The organism is Plantibacter cousiniae (nom. nud.), assembly GCF_977070315.1.
Genome location: NZ_CDRVEU010000010.1, coordinates 77,246 through 100,619 on the forward strand (window position 1 = coordinate 77,246; position 23,374 = coordinate 100,619).

The following is a 23,374-nucleotide window of genomic DNA, read 5'->3' on the forward strand; positions in this document are numbered from 1 at the left end:
GAGGAAACCATTCTGATGACTTTTAGCCGTACACGTTTCAAACCCGCACGTCGACAGGGCGGTTTCACGTTGCTGGAAATGCTCGCCGTTATCGTATTGCTGGGCATCGTTGCGACCATCGTCGTACGTCAGGTGGGCGGCAACGTCGACAAGGGCAAATACGGCGCAGGCAAGGCTCAGTTGGCCAGCCTGGGCATGAAGATCGAAAGCTACGCGCTGGACGTTGGTTCGCCGCCCAAGACCTTGCAGCAATTGACTGAGAAACCGGGCAATGCGTCGAACTGGAACGGCCCTTATGCCAAGCCTTCGGACCTCAAGGACCCGTTCGGTCATGCATTCGGCTACCGCTTCCCGGGCCAGCACGGCAGCTTCGACCTGATCTTCTACGGCCAGGACGGTCAGCCGGGCGGCGAAGGCTACAGCGCCGACCTGGGCAACTGGGAGTAAAGCTCGGCATGAGAACGCCTGTCGCAAGCCGGGGTTTTACCCTCATGGAAATGCTGGTGGTGCTGGTGTTGATGAGCATCGCCGTCGGTCTGGTGGGTTTCGGTCTGCAACAGGGTTTGAGTACCGCCAGTGAACGGCGCGCGGTCGGTGACATGGTCGAAGCGCTGCGGGCAACCAGAGTGCGTGCGATTGTGACCGGTCAGCCGGCGCGCACCGAGTTCAACCTGCGCAAGGCGACCTTCAAGGCGCCGGGCAAGCGCGAGATGCACTGGCCGGAAAACCTGCGCGTGACCATGCAGACTGCGTCCGATCTTGGCTCCGCCGTGGAGTTCTATCCGGACGGCGGCTCCAGCGGTGGCAACGTGGTGGTCGCTGACGGCGACCGGCGCTGGCGTATTGATATTGGCTGGCTGACCGGCAGCGTCCAGGTCCGGACGCTTTAATGAAAACATCGCAGTCGGGGTTCACCCTGCTGGAAATGCTTGCTGCACTGACCGTCATGGCGGTGTGCAGCGGTGTTCTGCTGGTGGCGTTCGGGCAAAGCGCGCGCTCCTTGCAGCAGGTGTCGCGCAGTGACCGGCTGAGCCATGCGGCACGCACGATAATGGATCAGGAAAGCGCCGGTCCGCTGGAAAACGGTACGCGAAAGGGCGAACTCGCAGGCATCGACTGGACACTGGATATCCGTCAGTTGCCGGGTGCCAATGGTCAGGCGAGGATGTTTCGCCTCGACCTGATGCTCAGTGAACATCAGCGCAAGGCGCAGTTCAGCACGTTTAAATTACGCGGCGCTGTCAGCGGTGCGGGGTCATGATGCGTACCCAGCGTGGCTTCACGCTGCTGGAAGTGCTGCTGGTGATCAGCCTGCTCGGCGTGTTGTTGGTACTGGTTGCCGGGGCGTTGCTGGGCGCCAATCGTGCCGTGCTCAAGGCTGAGCGCTACACCGTTAACCTGGACGAGATCCGCGCCGCGCAAGCGTTTCTGCGCAGCTCGATCGCTCAGGCGCTGCCGCTGGACACGTCTGGTGAGGATGACGTCAACAGCGGTTTTTTTGAAGGCTCGGCGCAGCAGTTGCGGTTTGTCGCAACGCTGCCGGGCGAGCTAGGCGGCGGTATCCAGGTTCACAGCCTGGAGCTCAAGGGGCCGCAAGACCATCGGTCTTTGCAAGTGTCGTTCGCTCAGGTTCTGTCCAGTGCGAATGGCATTGCCCTCAAACCCTGGGGTGAGCCTCAGGTATTGCTGCAAAACGTCGAGTCGTTGACGTTCAGTTATCGCGGGCTGACGCCCAAGGGCAAGCCGACCGGCTGGATGGCCGAATGGCCCTGGCCGAATCGCTTGCCGGGCGCGGTGCGCATCGACATGCAGACCCATGGCGCGGTGAAATGGGTCTCTGAAGTGGTGGCCTTGCGGCTGGACCTGTCCGGTGGGGCGGGCGGCGAATGAACGTGACCGGCCAATCGCAGCGCGGTGTTGCGCTGCTGGTGGTGCTCTGGGTGCTGGCACTGCTGAGCCTGTTGCTCGGCGGGCTGGCCGGGTGGGTGCAATTGGAGAGCCGGCAGTCGCTCTGGTTACGGCAAAATACTCAGGCGCTGATGGCCGCCGAAGCTGGCATGAATATGGCTGTACAGGGCTTGCTCGATCCTGAACAGCGCAAACGCTGGATTGCCGACGGGCGTGTGGTCTCGTTACGGATGGATGACACGCAACTGTTGGTGAGCATCAGAAGCGAGCGGGGCAAGCTGGACCTCAACAGCGCACCGGTTGCTGATATATCGCGTCTGCTGCAGGCCTGTGGCGCGGCTAAGAATCAGGCCAGCGGTATCGCCCAGGTGCTGGAGTCGCAGCGCAATGGCGGTCAGTCACCGTTGCGGGTGGTAGAGGAAGTTCGCCAGCTGCCGGGCATGAGCCAGGCGCTGTATGCCCGGTTGCTACCGGAAATAACATTATGGAGCGGTCTGGATCGGCCCGACCCGGCATTCGCTTCGGCGTTGCTGCGTCGGGCTTTGAACCTGCCGAACCAGAGCGCGGTCGGGGCCGATCCCGGTGAGGTACTGGCCATCGACACGCGCGCAGAACGACCGGGCGGAGTGACCGCCCTGTTACAGACCACTGTTTTATTGAGCCCATCGGAGGGAGGCGCACAGCCCTACAGGGTGTTGCGTTGGCAAGAATGAATTCATCAGTTTCTGCACGTCTGGCGCCTGTTTACGCGTTACGCGAACAGGTCGCCCGGCAGTGGCGTGGCAGTCCGGCGCAACACGCCTGGCAGTGGTGGGTGACGGAGCTTCGCGCCTGCCTGCCGCCGCGTGTGCGTCGATGGCTGGGCCGCGAGACCGTGGAGCAGACGCTTGTCTGGCCGTTGGTCGAGCCGCTGCCCGATGCATCGCCTCAGGTGCGGCGGGTGTTGCTGCTGCCGCCGTCGGCTGTGCTGTTGCAGACCTTGCAGCTTCCTGCGGCTGCGGCACGCAATCTGTCGACTGTGGTCGGCTACGAGCTTGACCGTTTCACGCCATTTGACGCTGGGCAGTTGTACTTCGTCGCCCGTCAGGACAGTCGCAGCGCCAGCTTTGTGCAGGTCACGCTGGTGGCAATACTGCGCGAGCGGCTGGACGCGATACTCCGTGAGTGCGCCGAGCGTGGGTTGCGTCCCGATGCTGTCGATGTGGGCACTGATGTGGGCGCTGACAACCTGACTACAGGGCAGCGCATGGGTGTCGATCTGCTGCCGATGCCGTTGCGCCCGCAACAGTCGCGCTCCGGCCATCGCTTGCAGCGCGGGCTGATCTGGCTATGTGCCGGCCTGCTGCTGAGCGCCATGTTGCTGTGGCTGAACGACCGCCAGAGCCTGCTCGATGACATGCAGGCCAGCGTCAAGGCGCAGAAGGCTCAGGTTGGCGAGGTCCAACAACTGCGCCAGCAATTGACCAACACTCTGGGCGCTGCCAACTACCTGTTGCGCCGCAAGGCTGCTCAACCGCCGCTTTCGGCGCTGCTCAGCGAGCTGACCGCCTGCCTGCCTTCGGACACCTGGATCGAGCACCTGGAAATCAGCGACAGTGCCGAGGTGGCCTTTTCAGGGCAGAGCGCCAAGGCCAGTGCGCTGATCGGCCGCGTCAAGGACTGCCGAAGTCTGGATAATGCGCAGTTTCAGGGTGTGATCCAGCCCGACACCAAAACCGGCAAGGATCAGTATTCCCTGCGCGCGCATTTGCACCAGAACCAGCAGCAGGAGAACGCCGATGCGCCGTCCACTGACAAGCCGTGAGCGGCGGGGCGCTGCCCTGATGATCCTGGCTCTGGTGTTGTGCCTGGCTTACTGGTTGCTGATAGACAGCTGGTTCGCCGGTCCACTGCGTGACATCAACGAACAGACCGACCAGCTGCGCGAACAGCAGCAGCGCTACGCTGGCCTTCTGCAGCAGGGTGGCTCGTTGCGCGAGCAACTGGAGCAGGCGCGTCGTGATCCGGCCAGCAGCACCAGCCTCCTGCCGGGCGAAGATCCCAGTGCCGTGGCCGCTGATCTGATGCAACGCATTGCCGACCTGATCAGCAGCCAGGCCAGCACCGGCGGTGGCTGCGAGTTGACCCAGCGCATGCCGATCACCCCGGAGCAGGACAGCGCCGAGCCGTATCGGCAGGTCAAGGTCAGCCTGACCCTGAACTGCGCCATCGAACCATTGACTGCGATCCTGCATGCGCTGGAGTATCAGCGCCCGTTTTTGTTTATTGATGAGATGAGTATGCGTCGCGACGCCAACGCTCCGGCCAGCGGTGCTGCCGGCAAACTGGTGGTGCACCTGCTGGTGCGTGGCTACCTGCAACCGGCCAGTGCCGGCGAGGGCGAGCAATGATCGGTTCACTGCGTCCGCTGGAGTGGGCACTGCTGGCTTTCGCCGCAGTCCTGGCAGCCTTGATCGCATTGGTTGTCAGCGGCGCCGCGCACTCACCGGACTGGCTGCCCGAGCAGGCACCGCGCGACCCGGTCGATCAGAGGGCGCAGGTCCACAGCGCGCCTTCGGCGACACTCGACAGCCTCGCCAATACCTGGAAAACCCCGCTGTTCAGTCCTGATCGCAGCCCTGACGTGGCCGTTCGCAAAGCCGATGCGCAGGCCACCAATCTGGCTGGCCTGACCCTGACCGGGGTAATCATGGACGGCTCGTTGCGCGTGGCATTGCTCAAGCAGGCCAGCGGTCCGGCATTGAAAGTCCGTCAGGGCGATCGCTTGCCCAACGGCTGGACGCTGGACCGTCTGGAGCCCACCCAGGCCACGTTCAAACTTGATGACCGCTCGCAAGTCCTGCGCCTGCCCGCGCTGCGTCTGCCGCCGCCGTCGAATACACCGCCGATTACCTTAACCAACGATTCCACCCTGTGATGGGTACCTTTTCTGGAGTTCCTGCCATCGCTACCTTGCGCACACCCTTGCTTTGCCTGGCCACCGCCGTCGCCCTTGGCGGCTGCGCGTCACAGTCAGACACACTCGATCCCGACAATGGCATGCTGCAGGAAGCGCTCCAGGGAACCGGTTCACAACGCCCGCCGGTAGACCCGCGCAGCGAAAGACCGCCCGTCGAGCCACCTTCCCAGCAGGCGACCAGCTCGCCGCAGCGGCAGATCATCAAAGGCAACCAGCGTTTCATCCGGCAGCCCGCCGCAGCTCCGGCAGCGCGTCAGGCCGAGACCGGTGACATCGTCTTCAACTTCACCAACCAGCCGATTCAGGCGGTGATCAACAGCATCATGGGCGATCTGCTGCACGAGAACTACAGCATTGCCCAAGGTGTTAAAGGCGATGTGAGCTTCTCGACGTCCAAGCCGGTCAACAAACAGCAGGCACTGTCGATTCTCGAGACACTGCTGTCCTGGACCGACAACGCGATGATCAAGCAGGGCAACCGCTATGTGATTCTGCCGTCCAATCAGGCGGTGGCGGGCAAGCTGGTCCCGGAAATGCGCGTCGCGCAACCTTCGGCAGGCATGTCGGCGCGGCTGTTTCCGCTGCGCTACATCTCGGCGACGGAAATGCAGAAGCTGCTCAAGCCGTTCGCCCGGGAAAACGCCTTCCTGCTGGTCGATCCGGCGCGCAACGTACTCAGCCTGGCGGGTACGCCGGAAGAGCTGGCCAACTATCAGGACACCATCGACACCTTCGATGTGGACTGGCTCAAAGGCATGTCGGTCGGTGTCTTCGGCCTGCAACGCGCCTCGGTCGGCGAGCTTATGCCCGAGCTGCAGAAAATGTTCGGCCCGGAAAGCGGTATGCCGCTGGCGGGCATGGTGCGTTTCCTGCCGATCGAGCGGACCAACTCGGTGGTGGCGATTTCCTCGCAGCCTGAATACCTGCACGAGGTCGGCGAGTGGATTCACACCATCGATGAAGGTGGTGGCAACGAGCCGCAGATGTATGTGTATGACGTGCGCAACATGAAGGCCACTGATCTGGCCAAATATCTGCGGCAGATCTACGGTACGGGTGCCATCAAGGAAGACGCTGCGGCCAAGGTTGCACCGGGCCTGCGCACCACCACCTTGTCATCGCTCAACTCCAGTGGCGGCAGCGGTGTCGGCGGCATGAGCAGCTCCAACGGCCTGGGCAGCACTGGCAGCGGCCTGAGCAATGGCGGAGGTTTTGGCAACAGTCAGGGCATGAACAACAGCCAGACCAATAGCGACAGCGAATCGGAAGGCGACGATCAGAGCGGCGGCGATTCGGATTCGGCCAGTCAGGACGGCAGCGGGTCTGGCGGCAACAACAAGTCTCTGGACGCCAGCACGCGCATCACTGCGCAGAAGAGCAGCAACCAGTTGCTGGTGCGCACCCGTCCGGCGCAGTGGAAGGAGATCGAGTCGGCCATCAAACGCCTCGATAATCCGCCGCTGCAAGTGCAGATCGAAACGCGCATTCTGGAAGTTCAGCTCACGGGCGAGCTGGACATGGGTGTGCAGTGGTACCTGGGGCGTCTGGCGGGCAACTCGGGTACGACCGGCAACGTGACCAACACTTCAGGCAGTCAGGGGGCGATTGGTACTGGCGGGGCTGCGCTGGCCTCCACTGACGCGTTCTTCTATTCCTTCGTCAGCAACAATCTGCAAGTCGCCTTGCGGGCGCTGGAAACCAATGGCCGCACCCAGGTTCTGTCGGCACCTTCGCTGGTGGTGATGAACAACCAGCAGGCGCAGATTCAGGTCGGCGACAACATCCCGATCAGCCAGACCTCGATCAACACCAACACCTCCACCGACACCACATTGAGCAGCGTCGAATATGTGCAGACCGGTGTGATTCTCGATGTCGTGCCACGCATCAATCCGGGCGGCCTGGTGTACATGGACATTCAGCAGCAGGTCAGCAGTGCCGACACCAATGCCAACAACAACGATGCCAACGGCAATCCGCGTATTTCCACCCGTTCGGTCGCCACGCAAGTGGCCGCGCAGAGTGGTCAGACCGTGCTGCTGGGCGGTTTGATCAAACAGGATAACGCCGAGTCGGTCAGCGCCGTACCTTATCTGGGACGCATCCCGGGTTTGAGATGGCTGTTCGGCAACACCAGCAAGTCCAAGGACCGTACCGAACTGATCGTGCTGATCACGCCGCGAGTCATCACCAGCAGCAGCCAGGCACGTCAGGTGACGGATGATTACCGTCAGCAGATGCAGTTGATCAAGCCGGAAGTTTCGCGGACCAGCATGCAGAACTGACGCTGTGCTGGCTTCCGCCACCACGCCCACTCACGACGCTGCCCGTTGGCAGCGTCAAACAGAGGTCATGAACATGCTGAAATTCTTCGCTGCCTTGCTGTTCGCCTTTACCGCAATGGCACAGGCGCAGGACACCTTGCACACCGATCTGCCACTGGATTACCTGGCGCAGACCAATGTCGACAAGCCCGACCAGCCGCTGGTGATTTTCATCCACGGTTACGGCAGCAATGCGGCCGACCTGTTCGGGCTCAAGGAAGAGCTTCCGGCCGACTACAACTACGTGTCGGTACAGGCGCCGATGGAGTTGCGCGCTGACAGCTACAAATGGTTCACCCAGAAGCCCGGCGTCGCGGATTACGACGGTGTGACTGAAGACCTGAAAAGCAGCGGTACCCGGTTGGCTGCGTTCATCGGCAAAGCCACTGAGAAGTTTCATACCCAGCCAGGCAAGGTCTTCCTGATCGGTTTCAGCCAGGGCGCCATGATGAGTTACGAAGTCGCGCTGCGACAGCCAAAACTGGTCGGCGGTTTTGCAGCATTGAGCGGGCGGCTGCTGCCGGTCGTGAAGTCCGAGGTCAAAGCCTCCGACGACCTCAAGGCTCTGAGCGTATTCATCGGCCACGGCACGCAGGATCGCCAGGTGGCCTATGCCAGCGCACCGCAAGCCGAAGCGACGTTGAAATCGCTCGGCCTGACGCCGCAGTTCCATGCCTATGACGGCATGGGGCACAGCATCAACGAGGCTGAAGTGATGGATCTGGCGGCTTGGTTGAAACAGTCAAACCGCCAGTGAATACGTGCGTCGTCCGAGGGGGGTGCGACGCGAGATCCTCGGTTACCTAGTTGACCTTGACCTCTTTGAACTTGAGCACGTTTTCCTTGCTCTCGCGGTCGCGAAAGGTCAGTTTCAAGGCCGGTGATTTCTTCAGTCGACCCTTGGTCGCCTCAAATATCAACGTGACTCTGGTTGGCACGTTACGGATCAGCTGGAAGCTGTCCCAGCGATCATACTTCGCATCGCCAACATGCATTTGTGTCAGGCCCAGCGCGCCACCGGTTTCTTCAAACAGGCTGACAGGGTTCAGAAAGCGAAAGTCGCGATCGGCGCTTTTATTGATCAGCTCAAGCGTGCAGGTAGGCGACTGACCATTCTGATCACAGTCGAGCAGCTCAATACTCAGATTGTCGACGGTCTCGGACCGCTTGCCGAACATGTTGGCGTTGTCATTCTCGGTAAACAGTTTCTGACTGCGGGCGAACTCCACCGAAGGTTTTGCGTATTCGCCGCCCAGCTTGAAGAACACCGCGCAGAGAAACAGTGACAGCGCCATCCACACGCCAAGCTTCAGTAACGAGGGGAGCTTTCTGGCGAGGATGGCGATACCCAGCCCGCTGAACAGCATGACTGTGCTGACGATGATGATCAGTGTCTTCCAGTTGATGAAGTCGACACTGAGGCCAAGAATGGTCGGGTCCGGAAACAGGTAGGTGAAGATGCTCCAGATGACCCCGATCATCCAGACTATGCCTGCCGATATTTTGACCAGAATCGCGGAAATCTTGCTTGTTCGTGGTGCTGCGTCCATTGCTGTTTTTGCCTTGTTCGGGTTGCGCGAATGCATGCCGATACGCTTGAGCAGCGGTATCGACGGGTGGGAGCCTTGGGATGAGGCGTGTGTACAATCCGTGTTCAATCGCGCAGATCCAGAGGTGCCGGATACGCGAGCCTTTAGGTGCGAGAGAGATCCAGAAGGGCGATGGGCTATGCCATCGCCGCGGCATTATCCTGCAATTCAGTTACAAAGTGCAGGGTTTACACATTCTGCCTGGATCGATCCCTGAGCAGCGCGAGCAATGCAATCAGCGGCAGCGCCGTGCCTGCGATCAGCACCCAGCTCCAGCCGCCATGATCAAACAACGGACTGGCCACCGCTGAGCCAATCGCGCCGCCGATGAAAATGCTGGTCATGTACAGCGCGTTGAGCCGGCTGCGGCTGGCGGCATCCAGCGCGTAGACCGTGCGCTGACCCAGGACCATGCTGGTCTGTACGCAGAAATCCAGCACTACGCCCGTTATGGCCAGGCCAATCACGCTGTACGCGGGATGAACCAGGCCTGGAAGAAAGCTCAGCGCGCCGAACAGCAGCGCGCCCAGTGAGGCGATGCGGGTGTAGCCGGCGTCTGCCAGACGGCCGCTGATCGGTGCCGCAATGGCACCGATCGCGCCGATCAGGGCAAAAATCGCGATCTGGCTTTGTGACAGCCCGTGATTGCGCGACAGCTCCAGCGGCACGGCGGTCCAGAACAGGCTGAAAGTCGCGAACATGCAGGCCTGATAAAAGGCACGCTGGCGCAGCACCGGCTGGGTACGAAGAAGAGTCCATAGCGAGAACAGCAATTGTCCGTAGGACGCACGATGATCCGGGACACGTTTTGGCATGGTGGTCGCCAGTACCACGCTGATGCCGATCATCACCACGGCCGCCGAGCCGAACACCGCCCGCCAGCCGAAATGGTCAGCCACCAAACTGGCAATCGGCCGCGCCAACAGAATCCCCAACAGCAGTCCGCCCATGATCCCGCCAACGACCCGCCCACGCGACTCCTCCGGAGCCAGATGCGCCGCCAGCGGAATGAGCATCTGCACCGACACCGAACTGAAGCCCACCAGCAGCGAAACCAGCAAAAACACATTCGGCTGCTCGGCGAAAGCGGCACCCAGCAGGCTGAGAATCGCGACGACAGTCGTTACCAGCATCAGCCTGCGGTTCTCCAGCAAATCACCCAGCGGCACCAGAAAAAACAGCCCCAGTGCGTAACCGATCTGCGTCAACGAAACGATCAGACTGGCCGCCGTGCTCGACAGCCCGATGTCCGGGGCAATCAGCTCGATGATCGGCTGGGCGTAGTAGATGTTGGCAACAATTGCGCCGCAGCAGAAGGCAAACAGCATGACCATGGCCGGTGTCATGGTCACAGCGTTATGCGCGGATTGGGACGAGTGGGGCATGAAAATCTCGCTTGAGCAGGGACTGTCAGACACTGGAAACGTGTCTGTCAGACGGTTTTTGATCGATGCAGCGCAGGCTAACGGTTTTGTCGGCGATTAAGTAGGTGCGGCGAGTTGATACAGCATATTTCCGGGAATGATGATCGGCGAAGCACTGCGATGTGTCGGTATAGTCACGCACGCTCGCGGACTATTGACCTTCGCTTGCCACGGATGAATACTCTTTTCAAAAATTCATATATATGACTGGATGAATAAAATAATGAACAAGCTTTCCAGCGACGAACGTCTACCACTTTACCAACGCCTGCGCGACAGCCTGGCGGGGCAGATTGCCAATAATCGCTGGCGTCCGGGTGAGGCGATTCCTACCGAAGCGGCGTTGTCTGCAGAGTATGGCCTGTCCACCGGTACGGTACGCAAGGCCATTGATCTGCTGGTCAGCGACAACATTCTGGAGCGCCAGCAGGGGCGTGGCACGTTCATTCGTCGTGCGCAGTTTCAGTCTTCGCTGTTTCGTTTTTTCCGTTTTCAAACCGAAGCGGGTGAACGCCGGGTGCCGGAAAGCCGGATTTTGTCCGTCGAGCCTGTGGACGCGCCTTCGTCGGTCGCTCAGGCGCTGGGGATGGGCGCAGGTGCGCCGGTGATTCGTATGGTCCGCTTGCGGTTGCTGGATGGCCAGCCGGTGCTGGCCGAGGAGATCTGGCTGCCACGTGCGCGGTTTCAGGCATTGCTGGAGCTTGACCTCGATACGCAGGGGCCATTGCTTTATCCGATCTACGAAGACGTCTGCGGTCAGGTGGTCGCCTGTGCGCAAGAAAGCCTGACGGCCGAGACGGTCAACGACGTATACGGCCGGTTGCTGCAGATTCCGGTCGGCAGTGCGGTGGTGGTCATCGAACGCCTGGCGCGCAACTACGCCGGTGAGCCTCTGGAGTGGCGCCGCTCGCGAGGGCACGCCAGCCATTTCCGCTACAGCGTGGAAATTCGCTGACAGCGCTGCAGTCTGCCCGAGCCGTTCAACGTCTTTAAGGATAAAAGCCATGTTCAACTGGTATCGCGAAGTCACCCCCAAAGAACGCAAGACTTTCTGGGCCTGTTTTGGCGGCTGGTCGCTGGACGCGCTGGAAGTGCAGATGTTCGGTCTGGCCATTCCGGCCCTGATTGCTGCGTTTGCCCTGACCAAGGGCGATGCAGGGCTGATCAGCGCAGTAACACTGGTGACGTCAGCGTTGGGAGGTTGGGTGGGCGGGACGCTGTCCGACCGCTATGGCCGGGTGCGCACGCTGCAGTGGATGATCCTGTGGTTTTCCTTCTTTACCTTTTTGTCTGCGTTCGTGACCGGTTTCAACCAGTTGCTGATCGTCAAGGCACTGCAGGGCTTTGGCATCGGTGGTGAGTGGGCGGCAGGCGCGGTGCTGATGGCCGAGACCATCCAGTCCCGCTACCGCGGCAAGGTCATGGCCACCGTGCAAAGTGCGTGGGCCGTAGGCTGGGGCCTGGCGGTGGTGCTATTCACCCTGATTTATTCGTTTGTACCGGAGGATATTGCCTGGCGGGTGATGTTCTTTGTCGGCCTGCTGCCGGCCCTGATGATCATCTGGGTGCGACGCAACGTCGAAGAACCGGACAGCTTTCAGCGCATGCAGAAAAGCGCAGCGCCGAAGGGCAATTTCTTCAAGTCGATGGCCGGGATTTTTCGCCCCGATCTGCTGCGCGTTACCTTGCTCGGCGGTTTGTTGGGGCTTGGTGCGCATGGCGGTTATCACGCGGTCATGACCTGGTTGCCGACCTTTCTCAAAACCGAGCGCAACCTCTCTGTGCTCAGTTCCGGCGGCTATCTGGCGGTCATTATCGTTGCGTTCTGGTGCGGTTGCGTGTGCAGCGGTCTGTTGATCGACCGGATTGGTCGACGCAAGAACATCATACTGTTCGCCTTGTGCTGCGTAGTCACCGTGCAGTGCTACCTGATGCTGCCGTTGAGCAACACGCAGATGCTGTTTCTCGGCTTTCCGCTGGGTTTCTTCGCCGCAGGTATTCCGGCCAGCCTCGGTTCGTTTTTCAACGAGCTGTACCCGGCAGAGGTGCGGGGTGCCGGGGTGGGCTTCTGCTACAACTTCGGGCGCGTGCTGTCGGCGGTGTTTCCGTTTCTGGTGGGGCATATGAGCCAGTCGATGTCGCTCGGCAGTGCCATCGGAATCGACGCGGGCATTGCTTACGGCGTGGCAATGATCGCCGCTTTCTGTCTGCCGGAAACCCGTGGGCGCAACCTTGAGGCCGTGCCGCCGATTGCCGAGCCACTGGACAAGGACGCAGCGCAGCAGGCTTGAAAATCCTTTCATTCGCGGTGTTGCGGCGCCGCATTGACTTTTTTGTAGACGATCCCATGACTGATTCCTGTACCACGCCCATACTGGGCATCGATGCCCACGCGCACGTCTTCAGCAAGGATTTGAGCCTGGCGCCAGGACGACGTTACAGCCCGGACTATGACGCAACGGTGCATGCCTATCTGGCCAACCTGAGCGAACACGGCCTGAGCGACGGCGTATTGGTCCAGCCCAGTTTTCTGGGCACTGACAACCGGTTTCTGCTCGACGCCCTGGCGCAGGCTCCTGACCGGTTGCGCGGCGTGGCGGTGGTCGACACGGACATCAGTCGCGGTGCGTTACAGCGTATGGCCGGGCTGGGCATTGTCGGCATCCGCCTGAACCTGATCGGCAAGCCGCTGCCAGACTTCGCCGCGCCTGAATGGAAGACGCTGTTCAAGCACATCTGGACGCTCGGCTGGCATGTCGAACTGCACCGCGAGGTCGCTGACCTGCCGGCGCTGATCCGGCAGTTGCTGCCGTTTGGCTGCAAGCTGGTGATTGATCATTTCGGGCGGCCCGATGCGCGTCTTGGCGTTGACGATCCGGCGTTCCAGGCCTTGCTGGAATTGGGCCTGAGCGGGCAGCTGTGGATGAAGATTTCGGCAATCTATCGTCTGGGCGGCAGTGTCGAGCAGAACGCGACGTTTGCTCGCGCTGCATGGCCTTTGCTGCTGCAAAGCTTTGGGCCGCGCCGGCTGGTATGGGGCAGCGACTGGCCGCACACCCAACATGAGCAAGCGGTCAGCTACACCGGTGTGGTCGAGCAGTTCCGCGCGCTCGAATGCCCTGACCCGCTCAAGCGCATTATGTTGGTCGAGGCCCCGCAGGCGTTGTTCGATTTCCTGCCGGTGGAAATCTGACCTGCTAAACGACAGGTGGCCTGATCCGATAGCTGACCATATACAGCGCCGGGAGGAAAAACAGGGTCAGCAGGGTGGCGATGGCGATGCCGCCGATCATGGCGATGGCCATCGGCCCCCAGAACACTTCGCGGGCAATCGGGATCATGCCCAGGCTCGCGGCCGCTGCGGTCAGCATAATCGGTCGGCAGCGATGTTCGGTGGCCTTGACCACCGATGTCCAGGCGCTTTCCCCTGCGGCGATGAATTCATCGATCTGCGTGACCAGAATCACCGAGTTGCGGATGATGATGCCGATCAGCGCCAGCACGCCCAGAATCGCCACGAACCCCAGCGGATAGCCGGACATCAACAAGGCTGCGACCACGCCGATCAGGCCCAGCGGCACTACGCTGACCACCAGCAGCAGTTTTTTCACGCTGTGCAACTGGATCATCAAAAAGCTGACCACCAACAGCAGCATCAACGGTACGACCTTCAGGATCGGACCCTGTGAGCGCGCGCTGGCCTCGACTGCGCCGCCGGTGGCGACCGAGTAACGCAACGGCAGGCCGGCGCTGAAGGCATCGACGTCGGGCTTCAATTGCCTGACCAGCGCTGCCGGCTGCAGCTTGCCGAGCACGTTGGCCTTCAGGGTGATGGTCGGCAGCCTGTCACGGCGCCAGACCAGCGGCTGTTCCTGCTCGTAACTGAGCGTGGCGAACGCCAGCAGCGGCACGCTAGCACCGCCAGGGGTCGGGATCTGCAGGTTGGCGAGGGTCTGCACCGAGCTGCGTTCGTCGCTGTCTGCACGTCCGACCAAGTCGATCAGATAGGTGCTGTCACGCACCTGAGTGATGGTGGTGCCACTGACCAGACTGTTGAGGATTTGCGCCACGTCTTCAGAAGACAGGCCGAACTGGCGTACCTTGTCCTGCGCGATGTCGATCTTCAGCACCTTGCCCGGCTCGTTCCAGTCATAGATGACCTGACCGATATGCGGGTTGGCATCGAGAATCGCCGCCAGCGCCATGGCCTGGCTGCGAACCTGTTCGATGTCCGGTCCGCTGACCCGGTATTGCACCGGCCAGCCCACCGGCGGCCCCATGTTCAGTGGCTGAACGTAGCCACCCACGCCGACGTAATCGTCACGAAAGCGCTGACGCAAGCGCTCGATCAGCCGGTCACGCGCTTCGCCACCCTGGCTGACGATCACCAGTTGCCCGTAGAACGGATTGCTCAATTGTTGATCCAGCGGCAGGTAAAAACGCACCGCGCCCTTGCCCACGTAAGAGCTCCAGCGCAGCACATCGGCATCCCCTTTGAGCGCTGCTTCAAAGCGGTCCATGGTCTGGCGGGTACCTTCGATGGAGCCGTTTTGCGGCATGTAGATATCCACGAGGATTTCCGGTCGGTCGGAGTCCGGGAAGAACTGGTTCTGCAGCAACCTGCCTGCAAACAGCGACCCGATGAACATCAGCAACGTGATGCCGATCACCCACCCGCGGTGCTTGAGTGCCTTGACCAGCAGGCGGCTGAAACCACGCATCCAGCGCCCCGGCGCGGCATGTTGCGCCGAGGCTTTGAGGATGTGCACGCCAATCAGGGGCGCGAACAGTACCGCCACCAGCCAGGACAGCAGCAACGCCACGGCAATGACGGCAAACATGGTGAACACGTATTCGCCTGCGGAACTGGAATTAAGGCCGATGGGCACGAAACCGGCGACCGTGACCAATGTGCCGGTCAGCATCGGGAACGCGGTCGAGGTGTAAGCGAAGGTAGCGGCCTGCGGTAATGAATCGCCGCTTTCAAGGCGGGTGACCATCATCTCGACGGTGATCATCGCGTCATCCACCAACAGCCCCAGAGCGATGATCAATGCGCCCAGCGAGATACGTTGCATGGTGATGCCGCTGTACTCCATGAACACGAAGACCAGCGCCAGCACCAGCGGGATCGAACAGGCCACTACCAGACCGGCACGAATACCGAGGCTGATGAAGCTGACGACCAACACAATCAGGATCGCTTCAAAGAGTGCATGGGTGAAGCCGCCGATGGCTTTTTCGACCACATCGGCCTGGCTGGAGACCAGGTGTACGTCGATGCCCAGCGGCAATTCAGTGGTCAGATCGTCGATGCGCTGCTGCAACTGGGTGCCGAATGCCTGGATGTTGCCACCTTGCTTCATGGCCACCGCAAGGCCAATGGCTGGTTGGCCATTGAAGCGGAACAGTGAGGAGGGCGGATCGGCATAACGGCGCTCGATAGTCGCCAGATCGCTGAGGCGAAAGAACCGGTCGCCGAAGCGCAGATTGACGGCCTCGAGGTCCTGTTCATTGCTGAACTGCCCGCTGGCCCGCACGGCAATGCGTTCAGGGCCGGCCTCCATCACGCCAGCAGGCGTAACCGAGTTTTGCGCTTGCAGGCTTTGCAGCACCTGGCGTTGATCGATGCCCAGCGCCGCGAGCTTGCGGATCGAAAAATTCAGATAAATGACTTCGCGCTGGGCGCCGAGCAACTCGATCTTGCCCAGGTTGGGTACGCTGCGGATGTCGGCGCGCACTTGCTCGACGTAATCACGCAGTTGGCGGAAAGACAGGCCATCGGCGGTGAACGCGTAGATGCTGCCGAACACGTCGCCAAATTCGTCGTTGAACGCAGGGCCCTGAATGCCGCTGGGCAGCTCACTGCGCACGTCGCTGATCTTCTTGCGCACCTGATACCACGCCGCAGGGATGTCGGCGCTTCGGGTTTCACTCTTGAGGAAGACGAAAAGCGTCGATTCGCCAGCCAGCGTGTAGCTTTTCACGTAATCCAGCGCGTCGATTTCTTCGAGCTTCTTTTCCAGCCGATCAGTCACCTGCTGCAGGGTATCGGGCAGCGTCGCGCCCGGCCAGCGCGCCTGTATGACCATAGTCTTGATGGCGAATGAAGGGTCTTCCTCGCGCCCCAGATTCAGGAATGACCAGCTGCCCATCAGCAATGAAACGAACATCATGTACCAGACCAGCGTGCGATGCCTGAGCCCCCAGGCCGACAGATTGAAGCGCTCCTTCACAAACTGACCTCTCGCTGCAGGCGGATCTTTTGTCCGGACTGCATGCCGTTGACGCCGGCAGTCACTACCTTTTCGCCCTCGTGCAGCTCGCCGCTCACCCTTACCGTCGAGCCCGATCTCGCCAATATCTGCACCGCTCGCGGGACCAGTGTCGATGTCGTTGGGTCGATCACCCACACCTGAGAGGAGTCGTTACGCTGCAGCACTGCGCTGCCGGGCAGCTCATGAAACGCCGGCGCGTCGCCACTGATCTCTATCGTGACGGTCGAGCCCAGGCGAAAGCTGTCCGGAGGGTTCTGCAAGGCCAGGCGGACGCGCTGAGTGCGGGTCTCGGCATTGATTTGCGGTGCAAGCTGGCGGACGTTCGCGGCCACTGAAAGCTGATCGTTCAGTTGCGAAACCACTCTGATGCGGTGGCGTTCATCCAGCGAACCGAGTGGCAAGTCGACGACCGCTTCACGGCTGTCGGGGCGCGCAAGGCTGACGACTGCCTGACCGGTCGCCATGACCTGGCCGACCTCCGCTTGCCATCCGGTAATCAGGCCATCGAACTCGGCTGACAAGCGGGTGTAGGACACATGATCACGGGCTTGCTGCACCGCCACGCGGGCCTGATTGCACAACGCTTCCTGAGTGCTCAGGTCGTTGTCCAACTGATCCATTCGCGCCCGCGAGCCGATACCGCGCTCATAGAGCTGCTGGTAGCGCGTCAACTCGTCGCGCGCCTGTTGCCAGGCGGACTGGGCCTTGCCGAGTTCCGCCTGGCGGGCGCGTAAACGGTGTTGCTGGTCGCCGGGTTCCAGTGTGGCGAGCAGATCGCCCTTGCGCACTTGATCGCCGATCTCCGCGTACCGGGTTGCCAGTCGGCCAGCGACGCGAAACCCCAACGCCACTTCATACTGCGGCTGGACGACGCCAGCAAAGCGGCCATAAGAGGCGCTGCGCTGGTCGACTATTTCGGTGAACAGTACCGGGCGTTCGACAATCTCGCGAAGCGGTTTTTCGCGGCAGCCCGGCAGTGCCACAATCAGAATGCAGATCAGCCAGCAGCGGGATCTCGTTCGTGGTTCTGCGCACGAGGTGCTCATTGCGCAGCTCCCGACGAGGCCAACGAGACGAGGTTTTCGACCGGTGCTCGCTCTGCGACCTCTACCCGTTGCCCCGGGTAGAGAAACTGCAGCCCTCGGGAAACTATTCGATCGCCTTCGGACAACCCCTCTGAAACGATGACCTGACCCTGCTCGTAACGCATCACTTTCACAGGCGTCAGCCTGACCCTGGCCTCAGCGTCCACCCGCCAGACTGCCGGTTGTCCTTGTGTGCGGCTCAAGACGGACAAAGGCAGGGCGAACGCTATTTGCGACTGCGTCTGCAAGCGAGCGCTGACCACGGAGCCCAGCGCAAGCGGTGCAGCAGCTCCCTGCAGTGCAACGCGCACCCGCAACGTGCCGTTCGCGGCGGAGACGATGGGGGTGATTTCCCTGATGATGCCGGTCAGCTGAATCTCTGGCTGGCCGAGGGGGCTGACAATCACTGCAGCACCGATCTGATCGGCGCGCAGCAGGGACTCGTACGCGGAAAATACCGCTTCGCGCTCGCCATCGTGAGCGACGCTGAAAATCGCAGTGGCGGCCTGAACCACCTGACCTTCTTCGGCGTAGCGCGCCGTCACGACGCCATCGGCTGCGGCGAACAGCTCGGTGTACCCGACCTGTTCACGCGCGTTCGCCTGCTGCGCCTGCAGTGCGGCGAGATCCGCCCGCGCACTGTCGAGGCCAGAGCGGGCCTTCTGGTATTCACTGAGGTTGGTATAGCCCTTGGGCAGCAGCACTTGTTGACGCTGGTAGTTTTGTTCGGCGAGGTACAGTCGCGACTGTCGCACGGCCACTTCGGCACTGGCTGACGCCAGCTCGGTCTTTTGCTCGCGCGCGTCGAGCCTGGCAAGAACCTGTCCGACCCGCACTCGATCCCCGACATCCGCATATCGCTTGATCAGCTTGCCGGAGACGCGAAACGATTGCTCAGTTACCTTGCGGGCCTGGATATCGCCCGTCAGCGTCACACTGCTGGCGACGTTCAGTAGGGCAACCGGTTGCGCGACGACTCGCACCAGCGCCTTTTCTGCGGGTTTTCCTGCAGAGCAAGCGCTGAGCGAGAGTAGCGAGATGAACCCCAGCACCACGCCGGGCTGAGTGTACAGAGAGTGCAACGGCCGGATATTTCCGGAAACACGGCAGCACGAACGCAGGAGCGTTGCAAAGGGAAAAGTCATCAACGAATAGCACTGCCCGATCAAAGAAGCCAACATCATCCATGAGTCAAAGCGTCAGGCCGGAAAAGCGCAAGGGCTTCCCGGGCTCAGGCGAGCGAGCTTCAGGCCATCGCGGTGACGCTGGGCCAAACCTCCTGGGTGGCTTCAGTGCCCAGAAATGTCAGTGCGGTTCTTTGCGAGTGGTGCCACGCCGCCTTGCTTTCCAGGTCCAGAAAGTGCCCGGTGTCCGGAACGACATTGAAACTGCTTTTGGCGATGTAGTTGGAAAACATCCGCGCATCGTCAACGGTGGTGTATTCATCTTTTTCACCGTTGATGAACAGCACCGGAATGTTGATCGAGGAAAAACGCTCGACGTAGTTACTGGCGCTTAGTTGGCGAATCTGGCTGATGTGAAAGTCGATCTGGCGATATTCGTGCTCGGCAAGGCTGATCAGGTGCTTGTAGTTATAAAGTTTGAACAGGCGCGGCAGGTACTTGCCCACGGTGTCGTTGAGCAGTGAGCCGATCTTGCGCTTTTCGCGTGCGGCGAGGTAGATCTGGGCGTTGTCGATATAGTCGAGCATGGCCTCGTTGAGCACCGGCGAGAACGAACTGATGATGGCCTTTTCCACGGAAGGAGGGCATTCGGAGAGGGCCAGCAGGGCCGATACACCGCCCCAGGAGACTGACAGCAGGTGGTTTACCTGATAGAGATCAATCAGTTGCAGGAGAATGTTTACTTCATCTTCCTTGCTGACAATCATGTCGTCCGGGTTGTGCGCTCGGGATTGCCCCGAAAATGGCAGGTCGAACAGCACCAGATTGTAGTGCGGTTGCAAGTATTTGACCGTCTGCCCGAAAGAGCCAGTAGTCGACAGTGCGCCGTTGACCAGCAGAATGGTCTTGGCATCGCTGCCTTTCCAGTAAGTCTCGGCGTACACCTTGTACTTACCGATGGTTAGAATCTTCGATTGTGCGCCCATAACAGCCTCCCAGCTAAAATTTGATCCAGCAATTAGTACAGTGTTCTCTGCTTCGGCAGCCATGCCAAAGCCTCGCCTGGTAAGTGGCGAAATCCGGTGAGTTATTATTATGGGTGCAGCGAAAACGTTACCGCAGGAACTGTGCTTGCCCTGACATAGATAACGCAGTGCCAGCATTGCGACAAGTCACTGACGTCATAAAAATGTCTAGCTGTTCACATTGCACCTTGGCGTTTGGCCATCATCCTTTGACCAATAGACGGATTTAATCGGGGAAAAACGCCATATCGAACCTGAAAAGCGTATTTATTGGGGTGAACTTGCTGGTGCTGAAACGGTCAAGCTGGATACGAATTTGTAACATTCAGTTACATTTTTGCGCTTGGCATAACGCGCCAGATTAATATCGAAATCGCTGAAACCCTCGAGCCAGACGCTTTAATCTCGTCAAAAAGCAGGCACGATCGTGCAATCAAGGGTTTGGGAAGTGCCTGAATCTCAGGCCAGCGTATTCACTGTGCGGCATTCCAGCAGCAAGCTTGCGCCGCCATATTCGCTGGTGCCTATTTGCAGGGTAAAACCATGCAGATTGACGATGGCGGCCACTACCGAGAGACCAAGGCCAAAACCGCTTTGCTCGGTGCCGGCTTCGCTGCGATAGAAGCGCTGGAAGACAGCGGCGCGCTCGGCGACAGGGATGCCAGGCCCGGAATCCTGTACTTCGATGCACGGCGTGGTGCCGCCTGGGGCAGGGTAGGCGCTGACTTTGACGATTCCGCCGCCAGGGGTGGACTTGATTGCGTTGCCCAGCAGGTTGGTCAGTGCTTCGAACAGCAGGGCGCGGTCGCCTACCAGCGTGGGTAACGTTTCATGCAGGTCGAGTATCAGGGTGATCTGGTCTTCCTCAGCCAGCGGCAGGTAGAAATCATGCAGCTCCTGCAGCAGCGGGCGCAGTTCCAGTTCAACGAATGCCGAGCGCCGCTGGCGGTCTTCCAGCTCGGAAATGCGCAGCAGCCCGCGGAAACGTGCCATCAGTGTGTCAGCTTCGCTGATGACCTGGGCAATCTGCGTGGCGTGGGTCGAATCGTGGGCTGACTGCTGTTGAATACGGTAAAGCTGCGCACGCAAGCGGGTCAGCGGTGTGCGCAGGTCATGGGCGATGTTGTCGCAGACGCCCTTGACCTCGTTCATGAGCTTTTCGATCCGGTCGAGCATGGCGTTGACGATTACCGCCAGCATGTCCAGTTCATCGCGCCTGTTGGAGACCGGCAGACGGCCGGCCATGTCGCCGGCGATGATCGATTCGGCGCTGGCCTGGATCGCACGGATGCGTCGCAACGGTCGACGGCGCAGCAGATGCCAGCCGGCAACACCGGGAATGATGGTCAGCGAGATGCCCCACAGCAACGCATGCAGGATCAGCGTGCTCACCGCAAACAGCGAACCGTTCTCGCGAACCAGCACCAGCCAGCGGCCGTCCGACGTGCGATTGACGATCGCATCGCAACTGCCTTGCGGCATGCCTGGATCATCCGATTCGATGCAATCGTTCAGTACATGAATCTGGCCGTCGATAGGCAGGTTTTTCGGGACGCTGGTGATAGGCCCTGCAACCGGGCGGAAGTTTTCGTCGAACAGACCGTAGGCATCCACCGAGCGGGTATCGAAGGTCATGCTGGTGGCCAGAGCGTCCACCAGGCCCTGGCCCTCGAAGCGTGAAAACAGTTGCTGGCGATGGGTAAGCGACTGGCGGGCGAGGGTGTCCAGATAGGACGTCACCTCCCAATACAGGACGCCAAGCAGAATCACACTCCAGGCTACGAACAGCGAGCTGTACAGCGCCAGTAATCGACTTGTGGATGATCGCCAGCCGTCAGACGGGTTCGGCAATGACATAGCCGGATCCTCGCACGGTCTGAATGAGCTGTGCGGTACCGGGTTGGTCGATCTTCTTACGCAGACGGCCGATGTGTACGTCGATCAGGTTGGTGCCCGGATCGAAGTGGTAGCCCCAGACTTCCTGAAAAATCATCATTCGCGTGATGATCTGTCCGCTGTTGCGCATCAGGAACTCAAGCAGCTTGAATTCGGTGGGCAGCAGCGTCAGCGGTTCGCCGCCGCGACATGCTTCCCGGGTGATCAGGTTCAGTTCCAGGTCGGCAACCTGCAAGACCGTCTTGGCGGCACTGACCGGGTTGCTGCGTCGCAACAACACCTCGACGCGTGCGGCCATCTCATCCGACGCAAAGGGTTTTGGCAGATAGTCGTCCCCTCCGGCACGCAGGCCGCGGACGCGCTCGTCAACGTCAGAGAGTGCGCTGATCATCAGGATCGGCGTAGAAATGCCCTGGGCACGCAAGTGGGTGACGATGGTCAGACCATCCATCTCCGGCAACATGCGGTCCAGGGTAATAAGGTCATAATCGCCACTCACTGCACGCGCCAGACCATCACGGCCATTGTCGACCCAGTCCACTTCCAGCCCGTGGCTGCTGAGTTCGGTCACGATTTCCTTTGCAGTGATGGCATCGTCTTCGATTGCCAGAATTCGGGTCATGGTCCCTGCCTGAATAGGTGCGTTCAAAGAGTCATTCTGCCTTTAAAATCCGCTGCGTTTCCTGAAAGAAAGTTTAATGATAGGGATCATATTTCTCGCTTTGCCGTGGAATCCTCTTCCTTGAGCTTCTGCGCTTTCTCCAGGCGACGTTTTTCTTCCTTGTTTTTGCGATCGCGCTCCATTTTCTCGGTGGTGTCTTTTTCACTGCGGATCTGCGCATGGCTGATCAACGCGAAAATAAAACTGCCACCGATAATGTTGCCCGCCAGCGTGGGGCCTGCGAAAGCAAACCAGAAATCCTTCCAGCCCAGCTCACCCGCGAATACAAGATAGGATACTTCGGCCGAACCCACCACGATGTGCGTAAAGTCGCCGAGCGCCATCAGGTAAGTGATAAGCACAATGATCGCTATCTTGGCGTTTTCCATCGACGCGATCATCCAGACCATGGTCGCAATCATCCAGCCCGACACAATGCCCTTGGAAAACATCTGGCCCAGGTCGTTTTCCATGACCTTGTGGCCAATTTCCAGAAACGCCTTGTCGGTGCTGGTATCGAAAATCGGCAGGTTGAGCATGACGTAGGCCACCGTCAGCGTGCCGACCAGATTGCCGGTCAGAACCACACCCCACAGGCGCAGCAGCCGCCAGATGTTGGCCAGGTTCAGCTTGCTCATGACCGGCAGTACAGCCGTGATGGTGTTTTCCGTGAACAGTTGCTGGCGCGCCAGGATTACCGCCAGAAACCCTGCCGAATAGCCGAGGCTGCTGATCACATGACTACCGGGGATGCCTTCGAGGCGCGAGTTCAACAAACCCATCGCCATCAGCGACAGGCCCATGGTCAGCCCCGCAGCCAGTGCCGACCACCACAGCGCGGCTACGCTGCGCTCCAGTTCGTGGTCGCCCTGCATGCGAATGGTTTCGTGCAACACTGCCGCGCGGGGCGGCTGATTCTCATCGATCTCGCGCTCTTCCTCGGCGGAAAGGCCGGGGGTCTTGCCATCTACTTCGTGATCCATACAACGTCCTCAGCGCCAGTGATGAAATGGCCCGACCGGGGCAATGTCGGGCCGATGGTTCAGACAGGCGCCGCGCGCTGTCGTTCGCCAGCGGCGGGGCGTATCGAGAAATGTTTGA

Annotated in this window: 22 protein-coding genes; 13 read left to right on the forward strand and 9 right to left on the reverse strand. The window is 60.4% G+C overall.

The window, feature by feature from the left end; translation table 11 throughout:
* The first annotated feature begins 15 nt into the window (after window positions 1-15).
* From gspG to ACW55A_RS19005, 10 genes are all read left to right on the forward strand, one after another.
* On the forward strand, window positions 16-447 hold the full coding sequence (gspG, locus tag ACW55A_RS18960; RefSeq protein WP_003317918.1) for a type II secretion system major pseudopilin GspG: 432 nt from the start codon (window positions 16-18) through the stop codon (window positions 445-447).
* An 8-nt stretch (window positions 448-455) separates the two neighbouring features.
* The gene (locus ACW55A_RS18965; protein ID WP_072366198.1) at window positions 456-890 is read left to right on the forward strand and encodes a prepilin-type N-terminal cleavage/methylation domain-containing protein; all 435 of its coding nucleotides are present in this window, start codon (window positions 456-458) and stop codon (window positions 888-890) included.
* Window positions 890-1,261: a type II secretion system protein gene (locus ACW55A_RS18970; protein WP_003343408.1), complete on the forward strand. Its 372-nt coding sequence runs from the start codon at window positions 890-892 to the stop codon at window positions 1,259-1,261. Before ACW55A_RS18965 ends, ACW55A_RS18970 begins: the two co-directional genes overlap by 1 nt.
* The gene (locus tag ACW55A_RS18975) at window positions 1,258-1,890 is read left to right on the forward strand and encodes a type II secretion system protein GspJ (protein WP_003371841.1); all 633 of its coding nucleotides are present in this window, start codon (window positions 1,258-1,260) and stop codon (window positions 1,888-1,890) included. The genes ACW55A_RS18970 and ACW55A_RS18975 overlap by 4 nt, the downstream gene beginning before the upstream one ends.
* The gene (locus ACW55A_RS18980) at window positions 1,887-2,621 is read left to right on the forward strand and encodes a general secretion pathway protein GspK (RefSeq protein WP_003435982.1); all 735 of its coding nucleotides are present in this window, start codon (window positions 1,887-1,889) and stop codon (window positions 2,619-2,621) included. The genes ACW55A_RS18975 and ACW55A_RS18980 overlap by 4 nt, the downstream gene beginning before the upstream one ends.
* Complete coding sequence (locus ACW55A_RS18985; protein ID WP_017278748.1) at window positions 2,618-3,712, forward strand: type II secretion system protein GspL; 1,095 nt, start codon at window positions 2,618-2,620, stop codon at window positions 3,710-3,712. The genes ACW55A_RS18980 and ACW55A_RS18985 overlap by 4 nt, the downstream gene beginning before the upstream one ends.
* Window positions 3,687-4,298, forward strand: coding sequence for a type II secretion system protein GspM (gene gspM, locus ACW55A_RS18990; protein WP_003435978.1), 612 nt, complete (start codon window positions 3,687-3,689; stop codon window positions 4,296-4,298). Before ACW55A_RS18985 ends, gspM begins: the two co-directional genes overlap by 26 nt.
* Complete coding sequence (locus tag ACW55A_RS18995) at window positions 4,295-4,825, forward strand: general secretion pathway protein GspN (protein WP_003371856.1); 531 nt, start codon at window positions 4,295-4,297, stop codon at window positions 4,823-4,825. Before gspM ends, ACW55A_RS18995 begins: the two co-directional genes overlap by 4 nt.
* Entirely contained in the window at window positions 4,825-7,152 is a 2,328-nt protein-coding gene (gspD, locus tag ACW55A_RS19000) for a type II secretion system secretin GspD (RefSeq protein WP_003435970.1), read from the forward strand. The genes ACW55A_RS18995 and gspD overlap by 1 nt, the downstream gene beginning before the upstream one ends.
* A 67-nt stretch (window positions 7,153-7,219) precedes the next feature.
* Entirely contained in the window at window positions 7,220-7,948 is a 729-nt protein-coding gene (locus ACW55A_RS19005) for an alpha/beta hydrolase (RefSeq protein ID WP_498811116.1), read from the forward strand.
* 46 nt (window positions 7,949-7,994) lie between these two features.
* On the opposite strand, the gene ACW55A_RS19010 is transcribed toward ACW55A_RS19005, so the two are convergent.
* Both ACW55A_RS19010 and ACW55A_RS19015 read right to left on the reverse strand, forming a co-directional pair.
* On the reverse strand, window positions 7,995-8,849 hold the full coding sequence (locus tag ACW55A_RS19010) for a hypothetical protein (protein ID WP_498811117.1): 855 nt from the start codon (window positions 8,847-8,849) through the stop codon (window positions 7,995-7,997).
* Window positions 8,850-8,968: 119 nt separating this feature from the next.
* On the reverse strand, window positions 8,969-10,165 hold the full coding sequence (locus ACW55A_RS19015) for an MFS transporter (RefSeq protein WP_187810023.1): 1,197 nt from the start codon (window positions 10,163-10,165) through the stop codon (window positions 8,969-8,971).
* A 262-nt stretch (window positions 10,166-10,427) separates the two neighbouring features.
* Between ACW55A_RS19015 and ACW55A_RS19020 the strand changes: the two genes are divergently transcribed.
* Genes ACW55A_RS19020 through ACW55A_RS19030 form a run of 3 tightly spaced genes read left to right on the forward strand, consistent with a single transcriptional unit; the run spans window position 10,428 to window position 13,397 of the window.
* Window positions 10,428-11,159: a GntR family transcriptional regulator gene (locus ACW55A_RS19020; protein WP_455808641.1), complete on the forward strand. Its 732-nt coding sequence runs from the start codon at window positions 10,428-10,430 to the stop codon at window positions 11,157-11,159.
* Between the two features lie 49 nt (window positions 11,160-11,208).
* Entirely contained in the window at window positions 11,209-12,495 is a 1,287-nt protein-coding gene (locus ACW55A_RS19025) for an MFS transporter (protein WP_455808643.1), read from the forward strand.
* 56 nt (window positions 12,496-12,551) lie between these two features.
* On the forward strand, window positions 12,552-13,397 hold the full coding sequence (locus ACW55A_RS19030) for an amidohydrolase family protein (RefSeq protein WP_498811118.1): 846 nt from the start codon (window positions 12,552-12,554) through the stop codon (window positions 13,395-13,397).
* Between the two features lie 4 nt (window positions 13,398-13,401).
* Here ACW55A_RS19030 and ACW55A_RS19035 read toward each other — a convergent pair whose 3' ends face one another.
* From ACW55A_RS19035 to ACW55A_RS19065, 7 genes are all read right to left on the reverse strand, one after another.
* Window positions 13,402-16,440, reverse strand: a complete 3,039-nt coding sequence (locus ACW55A_RS19035) for an efflux RND transporter permease subunit (RefSeq protein ID WP_455808644.1) — start codon at window positions 16,438-16,440, stop codon at window positions 13,402-13,404.
* Complete coding sequence (locus tag ACW55A_RS19040; protein ID WP_498811119.1) at window positions 16,437-17,528, reverse strand: efflux RND transporter periplasmic adaptor subunit; 1,092 nt, start codon at window positions 17,526-17,528, stop codon at window positions 16,437-16,439. Before ACW55A_RS19040 ends, ACW55A_RS19035 begins: the two co-directional genes overlap by 4 nt.
* Window positions 17,525-18,649 (reverse strand): efflux RND transporter periplasmic adaptor subunit, encoded by a 1,125-nt coding sequence (locus ACW55A_RS19045; RefSeq protein ID WP_498811120.1) that lies wholly within the window; start codon window positions 18,647-18,649, stop codon window positions 17,525-17,527. The genes ACW55A_RS19040 and ACW55A_RS19045 overlap by 4 nt, the downstream gene beginning before the upstream one ends.
* Window positions 18,650-18,813: 164 nt before the next feature.
* The gene (locus ACW55A_RS19050; protein ID WP_003371888.1) at window positions 18,814-19,677 is read right to left on the reverse strand and encodes an alpha/beta fold hydrolase; all 864 of its coding nucleotides are present in this window, start codon (window positions 19,675-19,677) and stop codon (window positions 18,814-18,816) included.
* Between the two features lie 498 nt (window positions 19,678-20,175).
* Window positions 20,176-21,573 carry a sensor histidine kinase gene (locus tag ACW55A_RS19055; RefSeq protein WP_498811121.1) on the reverse strand — a complete coding sequence of 466 codons (1,398 nt, stop codon included), beginning with the start codon at window positions 21,571-21,573 and terminating at the stop codon, window positions 20,176-20,178.
* Complete coding sequence (locus tag ACW55A_RS19060; protein ID WP_003371891.1) at window positions 21,551-22,234, reverse strand: response regulator transcription factor; 684 nt, start codon at window positions 22,232-22,234, stop codon at window positions 21,551-21,553. The genes ACW55A_RS19055 and ACW55A_RS19060 overlap by 23 nt, the downstream gene beginning before the upstream one ends.
* Before the next feature lie 86 nt (window positions 22,235-22,320).
* Window positions 22,321-23,256 carry a formate/nitrite transporter family protein gene (locus tag ACW55A_RS19065; RefSeq protein WP_044308795.1) on the reverse strand — a complete coding sequence of 312 codons (936 nt, stop codon included), beginning with the start codon at window positions 23,254-23,256 and terminating at the stop codon, window positions 22,321-22,323.
* Window positions 23,257-23,374 lie beyond the last annotated feature (118 nt).